This is a genomic window from Bacteroides sp. ET71, from assembly GCF_023336905.1.
Lineage (GTDB): Bacteria > Bacteroidota > Bacteroidia > Bacteroidales > Bacteroidaceae > Bacteroides.
On sequence record NZ_JAMBLS010000017.1, the window covers coordinates 44,138 to 68,500 of the forward strand.

Genomic DNA, 24,363 nt, shown 5'->3' on the forward strand with positions numbered 1-24,363 from the left:
GTTTCCTCAAAAGCGACAATAAATCTAAAGGCTGTCCTAAAATATTAAAAAATCCACTATTTTTGCCCCCGAAAACAACAATAAACAGATATATAAATGGAAAAGAAGTTTTTAATCGTAGCCCTGTTCAGCATTTCTTCATGGGCTGCACAAGCTCAGCAAACGGGAGGCATCAGCCCTGATATGCTTCGAGAGATTCAACAATCTTATGAAGAGACACGCTCGGAAAAGGCCATCCGCAATGCAATAGTCAATAACGACATCCGTAAGTTGACAGTCAACTGGGACAATCAGAAGGGATTGGACACTGATTTCTCCATCCGGGTGAAATCAAAAGGTATTACTGACCAACAGTCATCCGGACGGTGCTGGCTGTTTGCAGGCATGAACGTGATGCGGGCCAAAGCCATCGCTCGTTATAACTTACCGGGGTTGGAATTTTCGCAGGCATATTCTTTCTTTTGGGACCAACTGGAGAAGGCCAACCTGTTCCTGCAAGGCATTATCGATACGGCAGACAAACCGATGACCGACCAGACCGTAGAATGGCTGTTCAAACACCCGTTGAGTGATGGGGGCACCTTTACCGGTGTAGCAGACATTGTAAGCAAGTATGGTTTAGTGCCTAAAGAGGCCATGCCCGAGACTTATAGCAGCGAACATACCAGCCAGATGTCCAACCTCATCGGGCTGAAGCTGAAGGAGTTTGGGTTGGAGCTGCGTGACAAGAAGGCCCAAGGCACCAAACCGGCTGCCCTTGAAGAGCGGAAGACAGAGATGCTGAAGACGGTCTACCGTATGCTGGCCCTTACCGTGGGTGTTCCGCCTACGGAGTTCGATTATGTGCGCCGCGATGCCGGTGGCAAGCGTGTGGAGGTAGAGCATCACACACCGATGTCGTTTCTGGAGAAATACGGCGACACGCAGTTGCTGAACAATTATGTGATGCTGATGAACGACCCCACCCGTGAATATTATAAGTGTTATGAGATTGCCTACGACCGTCACCGTTATGACGGCAAGAACTGGACATACGTCAACCTGCCGCTGGAAGACATCAAGCAGATGGCCATTGCTTCGCTGAAAGACAGCACGGCCATGTACTTCAGCAGCGACATCACGCAGTTGGATTCCAAACGGGGCTATCTGGATGTGAACAACTATGATTTCGGCTCATTGATGGGCGTGGACTTCGATATGGACAAGAAGCAACGCATACAGACCTTCAGCAGCATGTCTGCCCATGCCATGACATTGGTGGCCGTTGACCTGGATGAAGAAGGCAAGCCCACGAAGTGGATGGTGGAAAACAGTTGGGGGGCATCGTATGGCCATCAGGGACACCTGATTATGACCGACCGCTGGTTTGACGAATATATGTTCCGCCTGGTGGTGGAGACGAAGTATGTGCCGGAGAAGGTGCTGAAGGTGTTCAGTCAGAAGCCCATACAGTTGCCGGCCTGGGACCCGATGTTTGCGGAGGAGAAGTAAGATGAGTTTATGAGTTTGTGAGTTTATGAGTTTGTGAGTTGGTAAGTTTATGAGTTGGTAAGTTGACGAGGGGACGAGGGGACGAGACTACATGGGGGAAGCTGAGTCATCATTTTGCAAGACCTTGTCACGTGTTAACTCATAAACTTACAAACTCATAAACTCACAAACTCATAAACTTACAAACTAATAACTTAAATGAAATGATAATGATATGGTAAAGCACATTGTATTATTCAAGTTGAAAGAAGAGGCGCCGGCCGAACGCAAGCTGGAGGTTATGCACGCCTTCAAGCAGGCCATCGAAGCACTGCCGGCCAAGATACCTTTTGTCCGGAAAGTGGAAGTGGGATTGAATATCAACCCGGGCGAGTCGTGGCACATTGCCCTGTATAGTGAGTTTGATTCGTTGGAGGATGTCAAGGCGTATGCCGCGCATCCCGACCATGTGGCTGCTGCCGCCCTGCTGGCTGATGTGAAGGAGAGCCGGGCTTGTGTGGACTATGAAATTTGAGGAGGAGGGTATGAAGACAAGGATACGTAACATCTTCATGACAGTGTGCCTGGTGCTGGCCTCGATGGCGGCGCAGGCGCAGATATTGGAACCGGTGAAGTTCAAGATGGAGTTGAACAAGCAGGACGACGGGAAGGCCGAGGTGGTGTTCACCGCGAAGATTGACCCGGGATGGCATGTCTACTCCACCGACCTGGGCGACGGGGGGCCGATATCGGCTTCGTTCCACGCCGAGAAGCTGGAGGGGTGCGAACTGGTGGGCACACTGAAGCCTGTGGGCAAGGAGGTGGAGGCCTACGACAAGTTGTTCGACATGCAGGTGCGCTACTTCGAGGGAGAGGCGCAGTTCGTGCAGGAACTGAAGCTGACGGCAGAGGACTACGTGATAGAAGGTTACCTGGAGTATGGCGCGTGCAACGACGAGAACTGCCTGCCGCCCACGCAGGTGCCTTTCAGCTATGGCGAGAGGCCGGCCGGAGGGGACAGTCCCGTTATCGGCGGGGCGGACGGACAGACGTCGATAGCGGTGACGGACGGGCAACCGTCGTACTGGGCACCGGTGGTGGACGAGCTGAACGGGTTTGGCGAGACGGTGGCGCAGCGCGACCTGTCGTGGCTCTATGTCTTCGGCATGGGCTTCGTGTGGGGATTGCTGGCGTTGTTCACGCCGTGTGTGTGGCCCATCATCCCGATGACGGTCAGCTTCTTCCTGAAGCGGTCGAAGGACAGGCGGAAGGGTGTGCGCGACGCTTGTACTTACGGGGCGAGCATCGTGGTCATCTACGTGACGCTGGGGCTGGCGGTCACGGCTCTGTTCGGGGCGAACGCGCTGAATGCGTTGTCTACGAACGCTGTGTTCAACGTGTTCTTCTGCCTGCTGCTGGTGGTGTTTGCCGCGTCGTTCCTGGGGGCGTTTGAGATTACGTTGCCTTCGCGGTGGAGCAATGCGGTGGACAGCAAGGCGGAGCAGACGACGGGTTTGCTGAGCATCTTCCTGATGGCGTTCACGCTGTCGCTGGTGTCGTTCTCGTGCACGGGGCCGATTATCGGATTCCTGTTGGTGGAGGTGTCGACCACGGGCAGCATCATGGGTCCGGCCATCGGCATGTTGGGCTTTGCGCTGGCGTTGGCGTTGCCGTTCACGCTGTTTGCCCTGTTCCCGTCGTGGCTGAAGTCGATGCCGCGGTCGGGGAGCTGGATGAATGTCATCAAGGTGACGCTGGGCTTCATCGAGTTGGCCTTTGCGTTGAAGTTCCTGTCGGTGGCCGACTTGGCTTACGGATGGGGCATCTTGGACCGTGAGACGTTCCTGGCGTTGTGGATTGCGTTGTTCGGGCTGCTGGGCCTGTATCTGCTGGGCAAGATTAAGTTTGCGCACGACGACGAGGAGACGCGCATCGGTGTGACGCGTTTCTTCTGCGCCCTGGCCTCGCTGGCTTTTGCCATCTACATGGTGCCGGGCCTGTGGGGTGCGCCGCTGAAGGCGGTGAGTGCCTTCGCCCCGCCGTTGCAGACGCAGGACTTCAACCTGTACACGGACGAGGTGCACGCGCAGTTCACGGACTATGACCAGGGCATGGCCTATGCCCGCCAGCAGGGCAAGCCGGTGATGCTGGACTTCACGGGCTATGGCTGCGTGAATTGCCGCAAGATGGAGCTGTCGGTGTGGACGGCCCCGGAGGTGCGCACGCTTATCAATGACGACTATGTGCTCATCACGCTGTACGTGGACGACAAGACGCCCCTGCCCCAACCCATGCGTGTGGTGGAGAACGACGCGGAACGCACGCTGCGCACGGTGGGCGACAAGTGGAGCTACTTGCAACGCACGAAGTTCGGGGCGAACGCGCAGCCGTTCTACGTGCTGGTGGACAACGAGGGGCGGCCGCTGAACCACTCGTACTCCTACGACGAGGATGTGCAGAAGTATGTGCAGTTCCTCGAGACGGGGCTGGAGAATTATAAGTAGCTACGAGATACGAGATACAAGATACGAGTAGGCCCGCAGGCGTTGGACGACGCGCCCTGCGGGCTTTTTGTGTGTAAGAGGGTGCCGCAGGGATGCGGCACCTCCTATGAGTCGTGAGAGGCACACGCTTCACAGGCATATCCCCCTCCGATTAGCCTAAGGATAGGCCGCATATCTCACGTGGAATAAACTACATATTCCACGAGGAATAAGCAATATATCTCATGTGGAATAAAGAAATTATTCCACATGGAATAAAAAAGTTATCTCACGTGAAATATATTTTGTATCTTTGCACAGATATCCGGCGTAGAAGCCTCGGTATCCGAAGGAGAACAGCCTATGTATCCGGAGGAGAACAGCCTATGTATCCGGAGGCTCTATCGAGGCTGCTGCGCCTCTTCATTCACCAAACACCCCTTGCCTATGACTAAGAAGAACCGCACGTGGTACGTCACCCTGCACCCCTCCAATCTCACCCCCATCAAAGACGCCCTCGTCCCCCAAGTGCGCCACCCCCGCAGCTATACGCTGGACGACGTCTTGCAACGCGTCAGCCACGACAAGAGCATCGCCCTCGAGCCCGAAAACGTACGCCATGCCGTCGGCCTCTTCCTGCGCAAAGTCGAAGAGATGCTGCTCGAAGGCTCCATCGTCCGCCTGCCCATCGGGCGCCTCACCCCCACGGTGAACGGCATCTGGGGCACCAGCCGGCGCTATGACCCCGACGTGCGCGCACAGAACCAGGCGACCGTGAGATACAGCGTCAGCCCCCGCCTGCAACGGCTGATGGACGAACAAATCCTGCTGCAAGACACACCGGGAGGCACCAAGTTCTTCATCCACACCGTGAAAGACAACAAGAGCGGCAGCATCGGCGACCGCCTCACCCCGGGCGGCATCGTCTTCATCTACGGCCAACAACTGCTGATGAATGGTGACCTGCCCGAACGCGGCGTCTACCTGCTTCGTGCCGACACGATGGACGTGGCCTGCCACCTGACGCCCGACACCTTCGCCCTCTGCACCCGCGGCCGCATCGCCCTCCAGCTTCCCGCCGACCTCGCGCCGGGGCAGTACCGGCTGAAGGTGGTCAGCCAGTGCTCTACCAGCCCCAAGCCCTTGAAAAAAGCACGCGCATATCTCTGGCCGGGGGTGCTGACGGTGCAGCATGAAAATGAAGAATGAAGAGTGAAGAATGAAGAATATCCTCCCCCTGCCCCACAAAAACAAGAGAGTGTGTCAAAATATAAAATGGCACGCAGATGACGCAGATGCGACAGATGACCACTGATTATACTTCGTTGATTTACAGTTAGACAAATCTGCGAAAATCTGTTTAATCAGTGTCATCTGCGTGCCATTTTATATTTTGACACACCCCCCCTTGCAGAAGTCTTCAATCCCCCTTATTTCTCAACTCTCAATTCTCAATTCTCAACTCTTTAACAGTACTCCGCCCACGACTTGATAGCCAGGTCGTCCACCGACATCGTGCAGAAAGCGTTGATGAAGGCGCTGGCCAAACGGGCATTGGTGATAAGCGGGATGTTCAGGTCGATGGCTGCGCGGCGAATCTTGTAGCCGTTGGTCAATTCACCCGCGGAAAGATTCTTCGGTATGTTCACCACCATGTCTATCTCCTTGCGGTGCAGCATGTCGAGCGCCTGCGGCTGCCCCTCCTCGCTGGGCCAGTAGACCAAGGTGTTCTCCACTCCATTCTCCGTCAGGAACTTCGACGTGCCGCCAGTAGCAAAAAGCTTATAGCCCTTACGCTGTAACTGCCGGGCAGCCTGGAGCATCTCCACCTTCTGCTTCGGCCCACCCGTGGACAGCAAGATGTTCCGCTCGGGTATGCGCTGACCCACGGACAGCATCGCCTTGAGGATGGCGCAGTTGGTGTCGTCACCCAGACAGCCTACTTCACCCGTCGAGGCCATATCGACGCCCAGCACAGGGTCGGCCTTCTGCAAGCGGTTGAAGCTAAACTGGCTGGCCTTGATACCCACATAGTCGAGGTCGAACAGATTCTTGTCCGGCTTCTCCACGGGGATGCCCAGCATAATTTTGGTGGCCAGCTCGATGAGGTTAATCTTCAGCACCTTGCTCACGAAGGGGAAGGAACGGGAGGCGCGCAGGTTGCACTCAATGACCTTGATGTCGTTGTCTCTTGCCAGGAATTGTATGTTGAACGGCCCCGATATCTTCAACTCGCGGGCTATCTCCCGACTGATGCGCTTGATGCGGCGAACGGTCTCGACATACAGCTTCTGAGGCGGGAACTGAATGGTGGCATCTCCTGAGTGTACTCCGGCAAACTCGATATGTTCGCTGATGGCATAGGCGATGATTTCTCCATCCTTTGCCACGGCATCCATCTCCACCTCCTTGGCATGTTCGATAAACTGGCTGACCACCACGGGATGTTTCTGGCTGACATTGGCTGCGAGCTGGAGGAAGCGTTCCAGTTCCTCCTGGTTGGAGCAGACGTTCATGGCGGCACCGCTCAGTACATACGAAGGACGCACCAAGACGGGGAAACCTACTTTCTCCACAAAAGCATTGATATCTTCCATCGAGGTCAGTGCGCTCCATTCGGGCTGGTCCACGCCGATGCGGTCCAGCATGGCGGAGAACTTGTCGCGGTCTTCGGCGTTGTCGATGCTCTTGGCCGAGGTGCCGAGGATGGGAACCTGCTGGGCATCGAGGCGCATGGCCAGGTTGTTGGGGATTTGTCCGCCGGTAGAGACGATGACTCCATGCGGGTTCTCCAGGTCGAGGATATCCATGACACGCTCGAACGTCAGTTCGTCGAAGTAGAGACGGTCGCACATGTCGTAGTCAGTCGATACCGTCTCAGGGTTATAGTTAATCATGACGCTGCGGTAGCCCTCCTTGCGGATGGTGTTCAGTGCCTGCACGCCGCACCAGTCGAACTCTACGCTGGAGCCGATGCGGTAGGCACCGGAGCCGAGTACGACGATGGACTTGCGGTCGCCCAGGTAATGTACATCATTCTCCGTGCCGCTATATGTCAGATACAGGTAGTTGGTCTGGGCAGGATACTCGGCCGCCAACGTGTCTATCTGCTTCACCACAGGCAGGATGCCGCGCTGCTTGCGATGCTGCCGCATGGTGACGATGGCATCCTCCATCTCTCCCTCCATGCCGATGGCGCGGGCCACCTGGAAGTCGGAGAAGCCCTGACGTTTCGCTTTATATAATAAGGTGTCGGGCAGGTCGGTCAGTTGCTTGTGGTTGGCGCCCCAAGCGTGGAGTTCCTTCGAGGTCTGCATGATGTTCATCAGCTTCTCCAGGAACCAGCGGTCTATCTTGGTCAGCTCGTGCACCTGGTCGACGGTATAACCTGCACGGAATGCCTTGGAGATGACGAAGATGCGCTTGTCCGTCGGCTCACGGAGTGCCTTGTCGATGTCGGGGATGACCAACTCTTTGTTCTCCACAAAGCCGTGCATGCCCTGTCCTATCATGCGGAGGCCCTTCTGGATGGCTTCCTCAAAGGTGCGGCCGATGGCCATGACTTCGCCCACGGACTTCATTGAGGAGCCCAGCTCTTTGTCCACACCGTGGAACTTGCCCAAGTCCCAACGGGGTATCTTGCAGACCACGTAGTCCAACGCCGGCTCGAAGAAGGCACTCGTGGTCTTGGTGACGGAGTTCTTCAGTTCGAAGAGGCCGTATCCCAATCCTAACTTCGCTGCCACGAAAGCCAGGGGATAGCCCGTCGCCTTACTTGCCAAGGCGGACGAACGGGATAACCTGGCATTGACCTCGATGACGCGGTAGTCTTCCGACTGCGGGTCGTAGGCATACTGCACGTTGCACTCGCCCACGATGCCGATGTGACGGATGATGCGGATGGCCAGCTCGCGCAGCTTGTGGTAGTCGGTGTTGGAGAGCGTCTGGCTGGGTGCGATGACGATGGACTCGCCGGTGTGGATGCCCAAGGGGTCGAAGTTCTCCATGTTGCAGACGGTGATGCAGTTGTCATACCGGTCGCGCACCACCTCGTATTCCACCTCTTTCCAGCCGCGCAGAGACTTCTCTACCAATACTTGGGGGGAGAACGAGAAGGCTTTTTCTACCAATACATTCAGTTGCTCCTCGTTGTCGCAGAAGCCGCTGCCCAGGCCTCCGAGGGCATAGGCGGCGCGGACGATGACGGGATAGCCCAGCTCACGGGCGGCACGGCGGGCGTCTTCGGCACACTCTACGGCCTCGCTCTTGATGGTCTTCACGTCAATCTCGTTCAGCCTTTCGACGAACAGCTCGCGGTCTTCGGTGTCGATGATGGCCTGCACGGGCGTGCCCAGCACGCGGACGTTGTACTTGTCCAGCACGCCTTCGCGGTAGAGCGACACGCCGCAGTTCAGCGCCGTTTGCCCGCCGAAGGCCAGCATGATGCCGTCCGGCCTCTCCTTCGCGATGACCTTCTCCACGAAGTAAGGCGTGACGGGGAGGAAGTAGATTTGGTCGGCCACGCCTTCCGAGGTCTGCACGGTGGCGATGTTGGGGTTGATGAGCACGGTCTCGATGCCCTCTTCCTTCAGGGCCTTGAGAGCCTGCGAGCCGGAGTAGTCGAACTCGCCTGCCTCACCAATCTTCAATGCGCCGCTACCCAGGAGCAGCACTTTCTTTATATCTGTTGGTTTCATATTGCTTATAGGATTGTTCTTGTTTACATATTTATTTACATCTGAATGACGACTTTCCCGTTTGTCCCCCATGACCGCCTCGTTTGTCCCCGACGAGGGTGTCGTTTGTCCCCCACGAGGGCCTCGTTTGTCCCCGACGAGACCCTCGCGGGACTCCTATTGATTATCAACAAGTTACAATGGCTGTTTTCAAACGGGACGGGCGAGAAAACTATTTACAAATCAGAGCAGCTTCACGAACTCGTCGAACAGGAACTCCGTGTCCGTCGGTCCCGATGCCGCTTCGGGGTGGAACTGTGCGGAGAACCAGGGATTGCGTTTGTGGCGGATGCCCTCGTTCGAGCCGTCGTTCATGTTCACAAAGAGCGGTTCCCAATCCGTGCCCAGCGTGTTGTTGTCCACCGCATAGCCGTGGTTCTGGCTGGTGATGAAGCAGCGCTCCGTCCCCACCATGCGCACGGGCTGGTTGTGGCTGCGGTGTCCGTACTTCAGCTTGTAGATTTTCGCCCCTCCGGCCTTGCTTAGCAATTGGTTGCCCATGCAGATGCCGAAGATGGGGAGCTTCTCGTTCTGCATTGCGCGGCGGATGTTCTGCACGGCAGCATCGCACGTATCAGGGTCTCCGGGGCCGTTGGAGATGAACAGGCCGTCGAACTCCAGGCCGTTGAAGTCATAATTCCAGGGAACGCGGATGACTTCCACGCCGCGCTTTATCAGGCAGCGGAGGATATTGGCTTTCACACCACAATCGACCAGGACGACCTTTTTTAATGAAGAATTAGGAATGAAGAATGAAGAATTCAGTTGTTCGTTCAGTTCGTTCTTCGGGGTATCGACGGGGAACGTCTTGCTTTTGTCGCCTGCATAGACAATGATCTCCTTGCACGACACGCGGTCCACATAGTTTATCTCCCCATACGAAGGAAATTCTTCATTCTTCGTTCTTGATTCTTCATTAAACTCGATTCTGCCCATCATCACGCCATGCTCGCGCAGAGCCTTGGTCAGTGCCCGCGTGTCGATGCCCGTGATGCCGGGAATCTGTTCGCGTTTCAACCAGTCGCCCAGGCTCTCCACAGCGTTCCAATGGCTGTAGTTCTCGCTGTAGTCGCTGACGATGATGGCCTCGGCATGTATCTTTTCACTTTCCATGTAGTGGGGCAGCCCATTCTGGGCGAAGGTGAAGGGCGGCACGCCGTAGTTGCCCACCAAGGGATAAGTCAGTGTCATCAACTGCCCGGCGTAGCTGGGGTCTGTCAGGCTTTCGGGGTATCCCGTCATGGCCGTGTTGAAGACCACTTCGCCCGCCACGGGCTTCTCATAACCGAACGACTGCCCGTGGAAGCACGAGCCGTCGTCGAGGATAAGGGTTACGTTTCTCATTCTTTATCTGGTTCGTTATTGTTGTTCTTATTATTCTTTATTCTTTTCATCGCAGGTCCCACCAGCCCTATGCATACGCCGATGGGCAGCCACAGGCCGATGTTATCGAAGATGATGCCAAATGCCACGCCGAGTGCGATGCCAATGGTTAACCATTCGCCCGCGATGTCGGGTTTCTTCTTTTCATTCTTCATTCTAAATTCTTCATTCTTCATTTAGAACTGATATACCTGCTCGATGTAGTCGATGAACGCCTTGTTCAGCATCTTCACCCCGCCTGGCGTGGGATAGTCGCCACTGAAGTACCAGTCGCCCGGATGGTTGGGGCAGGCTTGGTGAAGTCCTTGTATGGGCTGGTAGACAATCTCTACCTTGGCTTTGATGCCCTTAGGCGTGAGCAGCTCAGCAATCTTGGCCGAAATCTCCTCGTCGCTGAAAGGTGCGTAGATGTCCTTCACATAGTTCTGCATCTGCTCCTTGGGCAAGTCTGCCTGCTCTTTCGACTTACGGTAGGCCGAGGCGATGATGTTGCGCATCTCCCTCTCCTTCAGCAGTTCGATGGCAGCTTTGAAAGCGATGAACTCACTCATGCGGGACATATCGATGCCGTAGTAGTCGGGGTAGCGCACTTGGGGAGAGCTGGACACGATGACGATCTTCTTCGGTCCCAACCGGTCCAATATGCCGATGATGCTCTGCCTGAGGGTGGTGCCGCGCACGATGCTGTCGTCTATGATAGCCAAGTTATCTACTCCCGGTACCAAGCTACCATAAGTGATGTCGTACACATGGGCTGCCAAGTCGTTGCGGGTGTTGCCCTCGGCAATGAACGTGCGCAGCTTGATGTCCTTGATGGCCACCTTCTCGCTACGTATACGACGGGACAAGATGTTGACCAGTTGTTCGTGCGTAGGAGTGTGTTCCAAGGCATCTATCTGATAGACCTTCTCTTCATTCAAGTATTCATTCAACCCTTCCATCATGCCGCAATAGGCCACTTCAGCCGTATTGGGGATGAAGGAGAAAACAGTATGGTCAATATCATTGTCGATGGCCCGAAGGATGCTGGGCACCAACTCCTTGCCGAGGAGTTTCCTTTCCAGGTAGATATCGGCATCACTTCCTCGGCTGAAATAGATGCGCTCGAAAGAACAGGGCTTCAGAGCGCGCTGCTTGTTCACCTGCACCGTACGCATCTTGCCACCTTTGGTAAAGATAACCGCCTGTCCGGGTTGCATTTCCTTGATGGAGTCGATGGGTACATTGAATACCGTCTGTATCACAGGACGCTCACTGGCCAGCACTGCCACTTCATCGTCCTGATACCAGAAAGCGGTACGGATCCCCCACGGGTCACGGATGGCAAATGACTCGCCGCTACCCGTCAGTCCGCAGATGACGTATCCCCCATCCCATTCCTTGCTCGACGTGCGCAACACGTTGGCCAAATCTATATGATCTTCTATATAGTGAGTGATATCCATCCCTGCCAATCCCTCAGCTTCAGCAATGTTGAAGAGTCGTTCCACTTCCCGGTCCAACCGGTGGCCTACCTGCTCCAGCATGATATAGGTATCGGCATATTTGCGGGGATGTTGCCCCATAGCTGTGATGCGGGCAAATATCTCATCCACATTAGTCAGATTGAAGTTGCCGCACAAAGCCAGGTTCTTCGCCCGCCAATTGTTTCTCCTTAAGAACGGATGCACATACGAGAGGCCCGACTTGCCTGTAGTAGAGTAACGCAGATGTCCCATATAGACCTCGCCGGCAAAAGGCAGGCATTTCTTGGCATAGTCCGCATCGTGCAGTTGCTCAGGCGTCAGGTCTTTAAATTGGCTATGCACGGTATTGAATATCTCCGTAATGGCTCCCGAGCCTAAAGCCCTTTCGCGAAACATGTATTCCTCTCCGGGGTTAGCTTCCAGCTTGACGCAAGCCAGACCGGCTCCCTCCTGCCCCCGGTTATGCTGCTTCTCCATCAGCAGGTAAAGCTTGTTCAGCCCGTACATCCATGTCCCGTACTTCTGTTCGTAGTACTCCAAGGGTTTCAGCAGGCGTATCATGGCCACGCCACATTCATGTTTCAGTTGTTCCATATATATTATATAATGTATGTCAGTTTATAATTGTTTTGAAACGTTCAACCTTGCTACGTTGAAACGTTCAACCTTGCTACGTTGAAACGTTCAACCTTACTACGTTGAAACGTTCAACCCTGCTATTCGATATCACTCCACCGTCACCGATTTAGCCAAGTTGCGCGGCTGATCCACATCCATCCCCTTGCACACGGCAATGTGATAGGCCAGCATTTGCAGGGGCACGGTAGTGATAAGCGGTTCGAGGCACTCGGGCGTTTCCGGCAATTCAATGCACGTGTCGGCTATGCGACTGATTACCGTATCTCCTCGGGTGACCAGGGCAATGACACGTCCCTTGCGGGCCTTGATTTCCTGTATATTGCTCAGCACCTTTTCGTAAAGACCGTTGCGGGTGGCGATGACCACGACAGGCATCTCGGCATCTATCAAAGCAATAGGCCCGTGCTTCATCTCGGCTGCGGGATAGCCTTCGGCGTGTATGTATGAGATTTCCTTCAGCTTAAGCGCCCCTTCCAAAGCTACCGGATAGCTGTATCCACGTCCCAAGTAAATGAAGTTGTGGGCGTAAGTGAATATCTTCGAAAGTTGGGCAATACGGTCGTTAAGCTGGAGTACTTCTTTCATCTTACTTGGAATGGCACTCAATTCGCGAACCATTGACAAGTACTCGGCCTCGGAAAGCGTTCCCCTTTCCTTGGCCAAGGTAAGAGCCAACATCACCAATACCGTCACTTGTCCCGTAAAAGCCTTTGTGGAAGCCACACCAATCTCCGGCCCCACGTGAATGTAAGCACCTGTATCCGTGATGCGCGGGATGCTGGAGCCAATGACATTGCAAATACCGAAGATGAAAGCCCCACGGCTTTTGGCCAGCTCTACGGCAGCCAAGGTATCGGCTGTTTCACCACTTTGCGAAATGGCTATGACCACATCGTTCTCATCTATGACAGGATTCCGATAGCGGAACTCACTGGCATATTCCACTTCTACCGGGATGCGGCAGAAACTTTCTATCAACTGCTTGCCAATAAGGCCGGCATGCCAAGACGTTCCGCACGCCACGATGATGAACCGTTTGGCACGAAGCAAGCGCTCTTTATGGTCTATCACGGAAAAAAGTATCACATGATTCTCATTCACATTGATACGTCCCCGCATGCAATCGCAGATACAATCCGGTTGCTCGAAGATTTCCTTCAGCATGAAATGCGGATATCCTCCTTTCTCCAATTGACCAAGGTTGAGGGCGACCGTTTTCACTTCGTGCGAACATTCTACATTGTTCAGGTTCACGATGCGCAAAGGCTTATCTCGGCGGATGAGTGCTATTTCTTCATCTTCCAGATAAACCACCTGATCCGTATATTCTACAATAGGAGTAGCATCCGACGCCAAAAAGAATTCGTTTGTACCGATACCCACGACGAGCGGACTACTTTTACGGGCCGCCACGATTTCATCGGGATTATCCCTGTCCAGCACAGCAATGGCATATGCGCCAATCACCTCCTGCAAGGCTAGTTGTACGGCTGTAAGCAAATCTATGTGATTAGAATTCTGAATATATTCTATCAACTGCACCAGCACTTCAGTATCCGTACTGCTTTTGAATACATAACCTTTGGCCTGGAGCTTTTCTTTTAGTGTGGCATAGTTTTCAATGATGCCATTGTGGATAAGGGCTAATCTTTCAGAGGAAGAAAAATGAGGATGTGCATTGAGCGAACAAGGTTCTCCGTGCGTAGCCCAACGAGTATGAGCAATACCAACTGTTCCGGAAATATCCTTATGAGTAGCAAATGCTTCCAAATCAGCCACCTTTCCTTTGGTCTTATACACATTTAGCTGTTTATTGTCACTGATAAGTGCCACTCCAGCACTGTCATATCCGCGGTACTCCAACCGTTTCAATCCTTTAATAAGGATGGGATAGGCTTGTTTCTTGCCTATATAGCCTACTATTCCACACATATTCAGATTCAGATTTTGTTTTTGATGGTGCAAAGATAGTGATTATTACGAACATTATGTTAAGAGAAGGGAGATTTCTTGAACAGATAGACATAGATTTGTCTGTTCAGCTATATTTAGATGTTCAGTAGAATAAGAGTTTGAATTTCGCAGCACAAAAAAAGTCCAAAAGTTCTTTTTTACACAGATTTCCGCTATCTTTGCGCCTTGGAGTCAAAGGGGTGCCCCCGCATGGGGCTGAGATTATACCCTCGAACCTGATGCAGGTAATGCTGCCGTAGGAATTGGACATCGTTTATCTTCATCACGTACTCATTTCAGGGTGCCCCGGTTGTTCTCCTCCTATTTTATACATTTATATAAAGAATTTAAAGATGAAAATCAGATTAAACGGCAAAGAGCTTGAAAGCTCTTCTGCAAATTTACTTGAGTTATCTTACGAACTTTCCTTGCCACAACAAGGAGTAGCTATCGCAATAAATAATCGCATGATTCCGCGCACTGCTTGGGCTAATACTAAGTTGGAGGAAGAGGCATCGATTGTCATCATCAAAGCTGCTTGTGGAGGATAAATTATGATACCCGTACAATTCATTACCCACCAAACAGAACGCTATACTTATTTAGAAAGTGCTCGTTTAGCTCTTGAAGGCGGATGCCGATGGATTCAATTACGTATGAAAGATCAGCCTTTGAACCTTGTTGAAGCAACTGCACGAAAAGTGCAAGCACTATGCAAAGAATATGATGCCATCTTTATTATTGATGATTACGTAGAATTGGTGCAATATCTTCACGCTGATGGCGTACATTTAGGACTTAAGGACATGCCTATCAAGCAAGCACGTGAACAATTAGGTGAAGAATATCTAATAGGTGGTACAGCCAATACTTTCGATGATATTGTATATCAACAACGTGAAGGAGCAGATTATATAGGTTTAGGACCTTTCCGGCATACTACAACCAAACAGAAACTTAGCCCCTTATTGGGTCTCGAAGGATATACAACTCTCATGCAACGCATACGTGATGAACATATTACCTTACCAATAGTAGCTATTGGTGGAATCACTCGCGATGATATTCCTAGCCTGATGAAGACGGGTATTCAAGGAATTGCGTTATCTGGTTCCATTTTACGGGCAGATAATCCAATCAATGAAATGCGTTGTATATTAGAAACGACATATTAAACATTAAATGCATTATATATATGAAGAAGCTCACTATTGCCGGGCGCGAATTTGAATCGCGTCTTTTTCTGGGAACAGGAAAATTTAGCAGTAACCAAGTGATGGAGCAGGCAATTCTTGCATCCGGAACGCAAATGGTAACTGTGGCCATGAAACGAATAGAATTAGATGACACAAACGACGATATGCTGCAGCATATTGTTCACCCTAATATTCAGTTGCTCCCTAACACGAGTGGAGTCCGTAATGCAGAAGAAGCCGTCTTTGCCGCTCAAATGGCTCGCGAAGCTTTCGGTACAAATTGGCTGAAATTGGAAATCCATCCGGATCCGCGTTACCTCCTCCCCGACTCTATTGAGACTTTGCTGGCCACTGAACAGCTTGTCCGTCTTGGCTTCATCGTTTTGCCTTATTGCCAAGCAGATCCTACTCTATGCAAGCGGCTAGAAGAAGCTGGTGCATCAGCAGTTATGCCACTGGGGGCTCCTATTGGAACGAATAAAGGCCTTCAAACCCGAGATTTTTTGCGCATTATCATTGAACAAGCAAGTGTTCCTGTCGTCGTTGACGCTGGTATTGGTGCCCCCAGTCATGCTGCCGAAGCAATGGAGATGGGGGCGTCAGCATGTCTGGTAAACACTGCTATTGCCGTTGCTCAAGATCCTGTACAAATGGCTACGGCTTTTAGTGAAGCTGTAGTTGCTGGTCGCCGCGCTTATGAAGCAGGATTAGCTCAGCCTTCCACTTCTCTACAAGCAGAAGCCAGTTCTCCTCTCACTGCATTTCTTAATCAATAATTCACTGAAGACATGAATCCACGTATCAAATATTCACGTTCCGAAAAGACTTATTTGGCTGGTAATATTTATCCAGATCTCCGTGTAGCCATGCGGTGCGTCGAACAGGTCCCTAGCGTTTCGTTCAATGCCAACAATGAAAAAGTCTATACTCCAAATCCAAAGGTATATATATACGATACCAGTGGCCCCTATAGTGATCCAAACATTCCTATTGATCTTCAGAAAGGTTTGCCAAGGCTGCGAGAGCCATGGATTATTGCCCGTGGCGATGTAGAAAGATTGTCGGGAATAAGCTCTGAATATGGCCGCCAAAGACGTGATGACCCAACTCTCGATCATTTGCGCTTTGAACACATTACTCTTCCGTTACGTGCTACGTCAGGGAAGCATTGTACTCAAATGTACTATGCTAAACAAGGCATTATTACACCTGAAATGGAATATGTTTCCATCCGTGAGAACATGAACTGTGCAGAATTGGGCATAGAAACTCACATAACTCCTGAATTTGTACGTCAGGAAATTGCTGCCGGACGTGCCCTTCTACCTGCCAATATCAATCATCCGGAAGCAGAGCCAATGATTATCGGACGCAATTTCTTGGTGAAGATTAATACAAACATCGGCAATTCAGCTACAACTTCAAGCATAGAAGAAGAAGTTGAGAAAGCGCTATGGAGCTGCAAATGGGGAGGTGATACGCTCATGGACCTATCTACCGGGGCAAACATACATGAAACCCGTGAATGGATTATCCGAAATTGTCCTGTTCCAGTAGGGACTGTCCCTATTTATCAAGCACTGGAAAAGGTCAATGGACGAGTGGAAGACCTTTGTTGGGAATTATATCGTGACACACTCATCGAACAATGTGAACAAGGAGTCGATTATTTTACTATCCACGCCGGCATCCGCAAGCATAATGTGCATCTGGCAGACAACCGTCTATGCGGAATAGTCAGTCGTGGAGGTAGCATTATGAGCAAATGGTGCTTAACCCATAATCAGGAATCTTTCCTTTATGAGCATTTTGATGACATCTGTGACATATTAGCACAATACGATACGGCTATTTCATTGGGCGACGGCTTACGTCCTGGTTGTATTCAAGATGCCAACGACGCAGCCCAATTTGCTGAATTGGACACGATGGGAGAACTTGTCACTCGTGCTTGGGCCAAAGATGTCCAAGCATTCATTGAAGGCCCCGGCCATGTCCCCATGCATAAGATACGGGAAAACATGGAGCGTCAATTAGAGAAATGCCATGAAGCTCCTTTTTATACCTTAGGCCCCATTGTAACTGATATCGCACCAGGATATGACCACATCACGTCGGCTATCGGAGCAGCACAAATCGGATGGTTGGGTACGGCAATGCTGTGTTATGTAACTCCTAAGGAGCATTTAGCTCTGCCTGACAAAGAAGATGTACGTACTGGTGTGGTAACGTACAAAATTGCCGCACACGCTGCCGACCTGGCCAAAGGCCATCCCGGTGCGCAGGCACGCGACAATGCACTAAGCAAAGCCCGGTATGAGTTCCGATGGAAAGACCAATTCGATTTATCACTCGATTCAGAAAAAGCAATGGCCTATTTTCACGCAGGAAAGCATGTAGACGGTGAGTATTGCACCATGTGCGGCCCCAATTTCTGTGCTATGCGTCTGAGCAGAAGTATTAATCCACAAACCAAATCAGAATAGTATGTTTAGTGAAGAATTAGATAAAATAAGTTGGGATGACATTACAGCCCGTATCCAGGCAAAAACAGACAATGACGTACGCCGTGCTTTAGGCAAAGAACGTTGTGACCTCGAGGACTTCATGGCCCTGATATCACCTGCTGCTACGCCATATTTGGAAACGATGGCACGTTTAAGCCGGCAATATACCTTGGAACGCTTCGGCAAAACGATATCCATGTTTATACCGCTTTATCTTACGAACTCATGTACAAATTCGTGTGTATATTGTGGGTTCCATGCCAGTAATCCCATGAAACGGACAATATTGACAGAAGAAGAAATTGTGAATGAATACAAGGCCATTAAACGCCTCGCACCATTTGAGAACCTCTTGTTAGTAACAGGCGAGAATCCTGCCCGTGCCGGAGTTCCCTACATAGCACGTGCGCTGGATCTTGCCAAGCCTTATTTCAGCAATTTGAAAATAGAAGTAATGCCACTCAGCGCTGAGGACTATAAAGAACTGACCTATCACGGGATGAATGGAGTTATCTGTTTCCAGGAAACTTATAACCGGGCACATTACAATATTTACCATCCCCGAGGGATGAAATCGAACTTTGAGTGGCGGTTGAATGGATTCGACCGCATGGGCGAAGCCGGAGTCCACAGCATAGGTATGGGAGTATTGATAGGATTGGAAAAAGAGTGGCGTACAGATATTACCATGATGGCAGCCCATCTTCGCTATCTTCAAAACCGGTATTGGAGGACGAAATACAGTGTAAACTTCCCCCGCATGCGCCCTTCCGAGAACGGAGGCTTCCAACCCAATGTAATAATGAGCGATCGAGAATTAGCTCAGACTACTTTCGCCATGCGCATTTTTGACCACGATGTTGACATATCATACTCTACGCGTGAACCAGAATATATCCGCGACCATATGGCAACTCTGGGAGTCACGACAATGAGTGCGGAAAGCAAAACAGAACCAGGCGGATATTATACTTATCCACAAGCGTTGGAACAATTCCATGTCAGCGACGAACGTACGGCCATGGAAGTGGAAAAAGCTTTACGCATTATGGGACGTGAACCTGTCTGGAAAGATTGGGATGCCTCATTCGACCAGCCGAAAACCTCTCAAGCCGTGTAATAAATAGCATGTGTAGTAAATAGAAAAAGACATAAGGACCAATGAATATCCGTACCAAGCCAGCCTCATGTCCTGAGCATGTCACTATCGAGTCATGGAGAAGACGAAGAATCATGTACGATGATTCTGGGAATCATATACGATGATTATATGTCAATCCTCTATCATTGTACGACCAAGATACGGAGAAGGCAAAGCCATCTTGGCCCGTTGGATGCGGATGTTCATTTAAGAAGAGCCATTATAAAACAAAACCACTCATATAATAGTAGTAAAATCTATGCAAATATTTGAACGTTACGAACGCCAGGTCGCATTGCCAGAGATTGGGACAGAAGGACAAACACGTTTCATGAAATCTCGTGTGCTTGTGGTAGGGATAGGCGGATTAGGATGCCCGGCCTCTTTGTACCTGACCGCAGCAGGCATAGGCACTTTGGGGTTGGTGGACAATGACATCATCAGCTTAAACAATTTACAAAGGCAAATATTATACACCGAAACTGAAGTCAACCAACCTAAAGTATTGTTTGCAGCACGGCGCTTGCGGGAGTTGAATAAGAATGTCCATATTGAAATACATCCTTACCGATTGGACAAGCGTAATGCCATCGATCTGATAAAAGGATATGATATAGTAGTAGATGGATGCGACAATTTCCATACACGATACATTTTGTCTGATGCGTGCGAGAAACTTGGCATCCCATACGTATACGGAGCCATCAATGGATTCGAAGGGCAAGTCTCCGTGTTCAACTACGGAGACTCCCCGCGCACCTATCGGGAACTTTATCCGCAGGAAGAAGAACTGTGTGGTTTAAATCCCGAAAAAAATGTGATAGGCGTAGTTGCAGGTACAACGGCTTGTGTACAAGCAACAGAAGTATTGAAAATAATAGCAGGTTTTGGAGAAGTGCTGAGTGGTCGTTTATGGGTTATGGACTTACGGACTATGACATCAAATATTATTAATTTCTAAGCATGATATGAAATTGATTGTTATAAGCAGACCTGACTTTTTCTCGGGAGAAGCAGAAGCTCTTAACGCACTTCTTCATAATGGACTAGAACGCCTGCACTTACGTAAGCCCAAGGCTAAACGTGAAGAGCTCGAAGCCCTGATACGCTGTATACCAAAGGCATACAGGAAACGGGTCGTTCTGCATGATTACCACGATCTTGCCATAAAATATGACTTGGGAGGAATACATTTAAATCAAAGGAATCCGCTACCCCCTGAAGGATATGACGGAATCTTAAGTTGTTCATGCCACTCATTGGAAGAGGTAAAATATTGTAAAACCAAGTATTCATACGTCTTCCTCAGTCCGATTTACGACAGTATATCAAAAACAGGCTATCATTCTCCATTTAATTTGAATGACCTTCATGCAGCAAAAGATTTGATTGACCATCAAGTCATAGCACTAGGAGGCATAAACGAAAGCCGAGTGGAAGAATTACAGAATTTAGGATTCGGGGGAGTTGCCATATTAGGCGATATATGGAATAAAGAAGGTACCGACTTTGTTGCACACTTTCGCCATTTGATGCGTAAAATATATAAGTCAGTCCCCACTGTTCTTTCTATCGCCGGATCAGACCCATCAGGAGGAGCAGGGATACAAGCCGATTTGAAAAGTGCATCAGCCTTTGGAGTATTTGCAGCAACAGCTATTACGGCTGTTACTGTACAAAATACGAAAGGAGTATGGTCTGTTCACCCTCTCCCTCCCCAAGTGGTCAGCAGCCAAATACAAGCAGTGCTAGATGACTTATCTGTACACGCCATTAAGATTGGTATGGTTTATAATGAAGCAACAGTTCTTTCTATTGTCACAGCCCTGCAAAAATATAGCGGTCCTATTATCTATGACCCTGTATTAATATCAACAAGTGGCCATAAATTAATGTCACCAGATGTGTTACAGACTATTTCTCAGGAACTCATTCCTCGCTGCACATTAATAACCCCCAATTTACATGAAGCACAACTATTATCCAACTCATCCATCAACAGTGTAAAAGATATGGAATGGGTGGCTAAAAGTTTATCGGAACAATATAAAACAGCTTTTCTCATAAAAGGAGGCCATTTAAACGGGATGGAGATGTGTGATGTTTTGTATTATAATCATCAATTCTACCATTATGCTTCACCTAAAATAAATAGCCAAAATCTTCATGGGACAGGATGCACACTTTCTTCTGCTATCGCATCTACCTTGTCACTAAAAAATCCATTAGAAGAAGCTATTCGATTGGCTAAGGATTACGTTAGCCAAGCTATTGCAGAGGCTTCTGATTTGAATATTGGACACGGTCAAGGACCGTTGTGGCATTTTTTTACATAATATAACAAGATATTCTCCTCAATATACTTTATCTTTGTCCCACCTAACAAAAGATAATACCATTATGCAGAAATCAAAAGTTTATTTTTCAGATTTGCGTACTTCACCTACATGTAACCTACTGGATAAAATGGAGCGTCTCGTTCGTAAAGCTGGACTCGAGAAACTTCCTTTGAAAGATAATTTTGTAGCTATTAAAATACATTTTGGGGAACCAGGAAATTTAGCATACATCCGTCCGAACTATGCTGCACGAATGGCTAATATTTTGCGAAAATTAGGTGCCAAGCCTTTTTTAACAGATTGTAATACTCTATATTCAGGGAAACGTTCCAACGCTGTAGATCATTTACAGAGTGCCATGGAAAATGGCTTTAATCCGATTTCTGCCCAATGCCAAGTCATTATTGGAGATGGATTGAAAGGAACCGATTATAGAGAAATCCCGATACCTGATGCAGAATACTGTCCTGCTCCTAAAATAGGCACAGCCATTGCTGATGCAGATATTATTGTCAGCATGAATCATTTTAAGGGACATGAACAGGCTGGGTTTGGAGGCGCTTTAAAAAATTTAGGTATGGGCTGTGCCAGTGTAGGAGGGAAATTGGAATTACACGCTGCCTCTCAACCTAAAATAGTAACAGAGCATTGCATAGGGTGTAATATCTGCGTTAAACACTGCGCACATAATGCTATTCATCTTGATTCTCAAACACGAAAAGCTTACATAGATTATGATACATGTGTAGGTTGCGGTCAATGTGTCGCTCTTTGTCAACATGATGCAGCAGTTGTTAATGATTGGGATACTTCTGAACGTCTGAACTATAAAATTGCAGAATATACCAAAGCTGTTCTTTTATCGAAACCAAACTTTCATGTTTCTTTTATAATGAATGTATCGCCGGAGTGTGATTGTTGGAATCATAATGATGCAGCTATTGTACCAGATCTTGGCATATTAGCTTCTTCCGATCCTGTAGCATTAGATATGGCTTGCGCAGACCTTGTAATGCAAGCTCCGATTCTGCATAATAATAATATTTTAGCAGAGAAACATAATCACGAAGATTTATGTGGACAAGATAAATTCCATTTGATACATCCTGATACAGATTGGAAGGCAGGCCTTCACCATGCTGAAAAAATGGGTATTGGAACTACACATTATGAACTTATCACAGTATAAAATATTTGGAAGTATCATCAAAATTTTACAGTCTGAGCCAGATTAAAATTCGTGAATACCTACATCCTAATTTAATTAGATAATAACATTATGGATAACGACAAAAAGATTATTATTTATCAAGTATTGGCACGTTTATTCGGCAATAATAAGAGCCATTGTATTCCTAATGGTAACATAAAAGAAAATCAATGCGGAAAAATGGCAGATTTTACAAATAAAGCTTTAGGAGAAATCCGCCGTTTAGGAGCTACTCATATCTGGTATACAGGACTTCTTGAACATGCAACACAAACAGACTATCGACGTTATAATATTCGTCCAGACCATCCTGCCATAGTTAAAGGGAAAGCAGGCTCCCCTTATGCAATTAAAGATTACTATGACATTGACCCAGACTTGGCAAAAGACATTCCAGGTCGAATGAAAGAATTTGAGAATCTGGTACAACGAACTCATCGCAATGGTTTAGGTGTCATCATAGATTTTGTACCTAATCATGTAGCTCGTCAATACTGCTCTGATTCACTGCCACAAGGACATAAACAGTTAGGTGAAAATGATGATACAACTCAGGCATTTCTTCCACAAAATAATTTCTACTATATACCTAACACTCCCTTACAAGGACATTTCGATATGCAAAGCTCAGCTCCAGAACCGTATAAGGAATACCCTGCTAAGGCAACAGGAAATGATCGTTTTGACCCTTATCCTGAAATCAATGATTGGTATGAAACGATAAAACTTAATTACGGCATTGATTATCAAAATAATAAAGCTACTTCGTTTTCACCTATACCTGATACATGGTACAAAATGTTAGATATTCTTTTGTTTTGGGGAGCTAAGAATATTGATGGTTTTCGTTGTGATATGGCCGAGATGGTTCCTGTTGATTTCTGGCAATGGGCCATTCCATTAGTAAAAGAACAATATCCTCATCTTCTTTTCATAGCAGAAATTTATAATCCCACTCTTTATCGAGATTATCTTTATCGAGGACATTTTGATTATCTTTATGACAAAGTAGGACTTTATGATACACTCAGAGCCATTATATGTTGTCAAGAATCAGCAACAGCCATTACTCGCAAATGGCAGGAACTTGATGGCATTAGTCATCACATGTTAAACTTTCTTGAAAATCATGACGAGCAACGCATAGCTTCTGACTTCTTTGCATCTGATCCTTGGAAAGCAATACCTGCGCTTATTGTTTCAGCATGTCAAAACACTTCTCCTTTTATGCTTTATTTTGGACAAGAACTCGGTGAACGAGGCATGGATGCTGAAGGTTATAGTGGCTGCGATGGACGCACTACAATTTTTGATTATTGGAGTATTGATTCTATACGTCGTTGGCGCAATAACGATTCTTTCGATGGACGTATGTTGACTGAGCCAGAAAAGGCACTTCAAAATACTTACCGACGTATCTTGACACTTTGCAATACTGAAGCATCCATTTGTCGAGGAGAGTTTTTCGATCTTACTTACGTTAATATGGGAGGATGGCGTTTTAATGAACACCGTCAATACGCATTTTTACGTAAATGGGGAAAAGAAGTGTTGCTGTGTGTCGTTAACTTTGACCCACAGGTCGTAAATGTATCAGTCAATATACCATATCATGCTTTTGAATATTTGCAAATGCCAGAGTTAGAACAATGTCGTGCTACCGATTTATTAACAGGAGAAGATTTAACACTTAGTTTTGTATCATATCGGGGAGCGGAAGTTTCTGTTGAAGGTTATAGCGGAAAGCTCCTAAAAATTCTACTTCCATAGAAGCATTAAAATAATAAAAATCAGAACTATTTTAAGTGTATAGAAATTTTGTTTTCAATGCTTGCTACCA

18 protein-coding genes, 1 pseudogene and 1 riboswitch are annotated in these 24,363 nt (G+C 48.8%); of the genes and pseudogenes, 14 read left to right on the forward strand and 5 right to left on the reverse strand.

Features of this window, described 5'->3' with window-relative positions; translation table 11 throughout:
- Positions 1-96 precede the first annotated feature (96 nt).
- The 4 genes from M3090_RS09975 (at position 97) to M3090_RS09990 (ending at position 5,162) form a co-directional block, all read left to right on the forward strand.
- The gene (locus M3090_RS09975) at positions 97-1,491 is read left to right on the forward strand and encodes a C1 family peptidase (protein ID WP_249055803.1); all 1,395 of its coding nucleotides are present in this window, start codon (positions 97-99) and stop codon (positions 1,489-1,491) included.
- Positions 1,492-1,705: 214 nt separating this feature from the next.
- Positions 1,706-2,005: a Dabb family protein gene (locus M3090_RS09980; protein WP_249055804.1), complete on the forward strand. Its 300-nt coding sequence runs from the start codon at positions 1,706-1,708 to the stop codon at positions 2,003-2,005.
- Positions 2,006-2,015: 10 nt separating this feature from the next.
- Positions 2,016-3,974: a protein-disulfide reductase DsbD family protein gene (locus tag M3090_RS09985; protein ID WP_249055806.1), complete on the forward strand. Its 1,959-nt coding sequence runs from the start codon at positions 2,016-2,018 to the stop codon at positions 3,972-3,974.
- Positions 3,975-4,400: 426 nt separating this feature from the next.
- Positions 4,401-5,162: a DUF4469 domain-containing protein gene (locus M3090_RS09990; RefSeq protein WP_249055807.1), complete on the forward strand. Its 762-nt coding sequence runs from the start codon at positions 4,401-4,403 to the stop codon at positions 5,160-5,162.
- A gap of 257 nt (positions 5,163-5,419) precedes the next feature.
- Here M3090_RS09990 and carB read toward each other — a convergent pair whose 3' ends face one another.
- From carB to glmS, 5 genes are all read right to left on the reverse strand, one after another.
- Positions 5,420-8,650, reverse strand: a complete 3,231-nt coding sequence (gene carB / locus M3090_RS09995; RefSeq protein ID WP_249055808.1) for a carbamoyl-phosphate synthase (glutamine-hydrolyzing) large subunit — start codon at positions 8,648-8,650, stop codon at positions 5,420-5,422.
- Between the two features lie 222 nt (positions 8,651-8,872).
- On the reverse strand, positions 8,873-10,033 hold the full coding sequence (gene carA, locus M3090_RS10000) for a glutamine-hydrolyzing carbamoyl-phosphate synthase small subunit (protein ID WP_249055809.1): 1,161 nt from the start codon (positions 10,031-10,033) through the stop codon (positions 8,873-8,875).
- Positions 10,030-10,227 carry a hypothetical protein gene (locus M3090_RS10005; RefSeq protein ID WP_249055811.1) on the reverse strand — a complete coding sequence of 66 codons (198 nt, stop codon included), beginning with the start codon at positions 10,225-10,227 and terminating at the stop codon, positions 10,030-10,032. The genes carA and M3090_RS10005 overlap by 4 nt, the downstream gene beginning before the upstream one ends.
- A gap of 21 nt (positions 10,228-10,248) precedes the next feature.
- Positions 10,249-12,132, reverse strand: a complete 1,884-nt coding sequence (locus tag M3090_RS10010) for an amidophosphoribosyltransferase (RefSeq protein ID WP_249055812.1) — start codon at positions 12,130-12,132, stop codon at positions 10,249-10,251.
- A 132-nt stretch (positions 12,133-12,264) separates the two neighbouring features.
- Complete coding sequence (glmS, locus tag M3090_RS10015) at positions 12,265-14,109, reverse strand: glutamine--fructose-6-phosphate transaminase (isomerizing) (protein ID WP_249055813.1); 1,845 nt, start codon at positions 14,107-14,109, stop codon at positions 12,265-12,267.
- 207 nt (positions 14,110-14,316) lie between these two features.
- A riboswitch (TPP riboswitch) is annotated at positions 14,317-14,411 on the forward strand.
- Between the two features lie 72 nt (positions 14,412-14,483).
- Here glmS and thiS point away from each other — a divergent pair.
- The 10 genes and pseudogenes from thiS (at position 14,484) to M3090_RS10065 (ending at position 24,293) form a co-directional block, all read left to right on the forward strand.
- Complete coding sequence (thiS, locus tag M3090_RS10020) at positions 14,484-14,681, forward strand: sulfur carrier protein ThiS (RefSeq protein ID WP_249055815.1); 198 nt, start codon at positions 14,484-14,486, stop codon at positions 14,679-14,681.
- 3 nt (positions 14,682-14,684) lie between these two features.
- A complete protein-coding gene (locus tag M3090_RS10025) occupies positions 14,685-15,305 on the forward strand; it encodes a thiamine phosphate synthase (RefSeq protein WP_249055818.1) in 621 nt (206 codons plus the stop codon).
- A gap of 20 nt (positions 15,306-15,325) precedes the next feature.
- Positions 15,326-16,102: a thiazole synthase gene (locus M3090_RS10030; RefSeq protein ID WP_249055819.1), complete on the forward strand. Its 777-nt coding sequence runs from the start codon at positions 15,326-15,328 to the stop codon at positions 16,100-16,102.
- A gap of 12 nt (positions 16,103-16,114) precedes the next feature.
- Positions 16,115-17,812 carry a phosphomethylpyrimidine synthase ThiC gene (gene thiC / locus M3090_RS10035; protein ID WP_249055823.1) on the forward strand — a complete coding sequence of 566 codons (1,698 nt, stop codon included), beginning with the start codon at positions 16,115-16,117 and terminating at the stop codon, positions 17,810-17,812.
- Between the two features lies 1 nt (position 17,813).
- Entirely contained in the window at positions 17,814-18,953 is a 1,140-nt protein-coding gene (gene thiH, locus M3090_RS10040) for a 2-iminoacetate synthase ThiH (protein ID WP_249055825.1), read from the forward strand.
- 280 nt (positions 18,954-19,233) lie between these two features.
- On the forward strand, positions 19,234-19,935 hold the full coding sequence (locus tag M3090_RS10045; protein WP_249055827.1) for a HesA/MoeB/ThiF family protein: 702 nt from the start codon (positions 19,234-19,236) through the stop codon (positions 19,933-19,935).
- Positions 19,936-19,942: 7 nt separating this feature from the next.
- Positions 19,943-20,446 (forward strand): annotated as a pseudogene (locus M3090_RS10050) (thiamine phosphate synthase); the annotation flags it as partial.
- A 60-nt stretch (positions 20,447-20,506) separates the two neighbouring features.
- Positions 20,507-21,310, forward strand: a complete 804-nt coding sequence (gene thiD, locus M3090_RS10055; protein ID WP_249055841.1) for a bifunctional hydroxymethylpyrimidine kinase/phosphomethylpyrimidine kinase — start codon at positions 20,507-20,509, stop codon at positions 21,308-21,310.
- 64 nt (positions 21,311-21,374) lie between these two features.
- Positions 21,375-22,502: a DUF362 domain-containing protein gene (locus M3090_RS10060; protein WP_249055830.1), complete on the forward strand. Its 1,128-nt coding sequence runs from the start codon at positions 21,375-21,377 to the stop codon at positions 22,500-22,502.
- Between the two features lie 90 nt (positions 22,503-22,592).
- Complete coding sequence (locus tag M3090_RS10065) at positions 22,593-24,293, forward strand: alpha-amylase family glycosyl hydrolase (RefSeq protein WP_249055832.1); 1,701 nt, start codon at positions 22,593-22,595, stop codon at positions 24,291-24,293.
- Positions 24,294-24,363 lie beyond the last annotated feature (70 nt).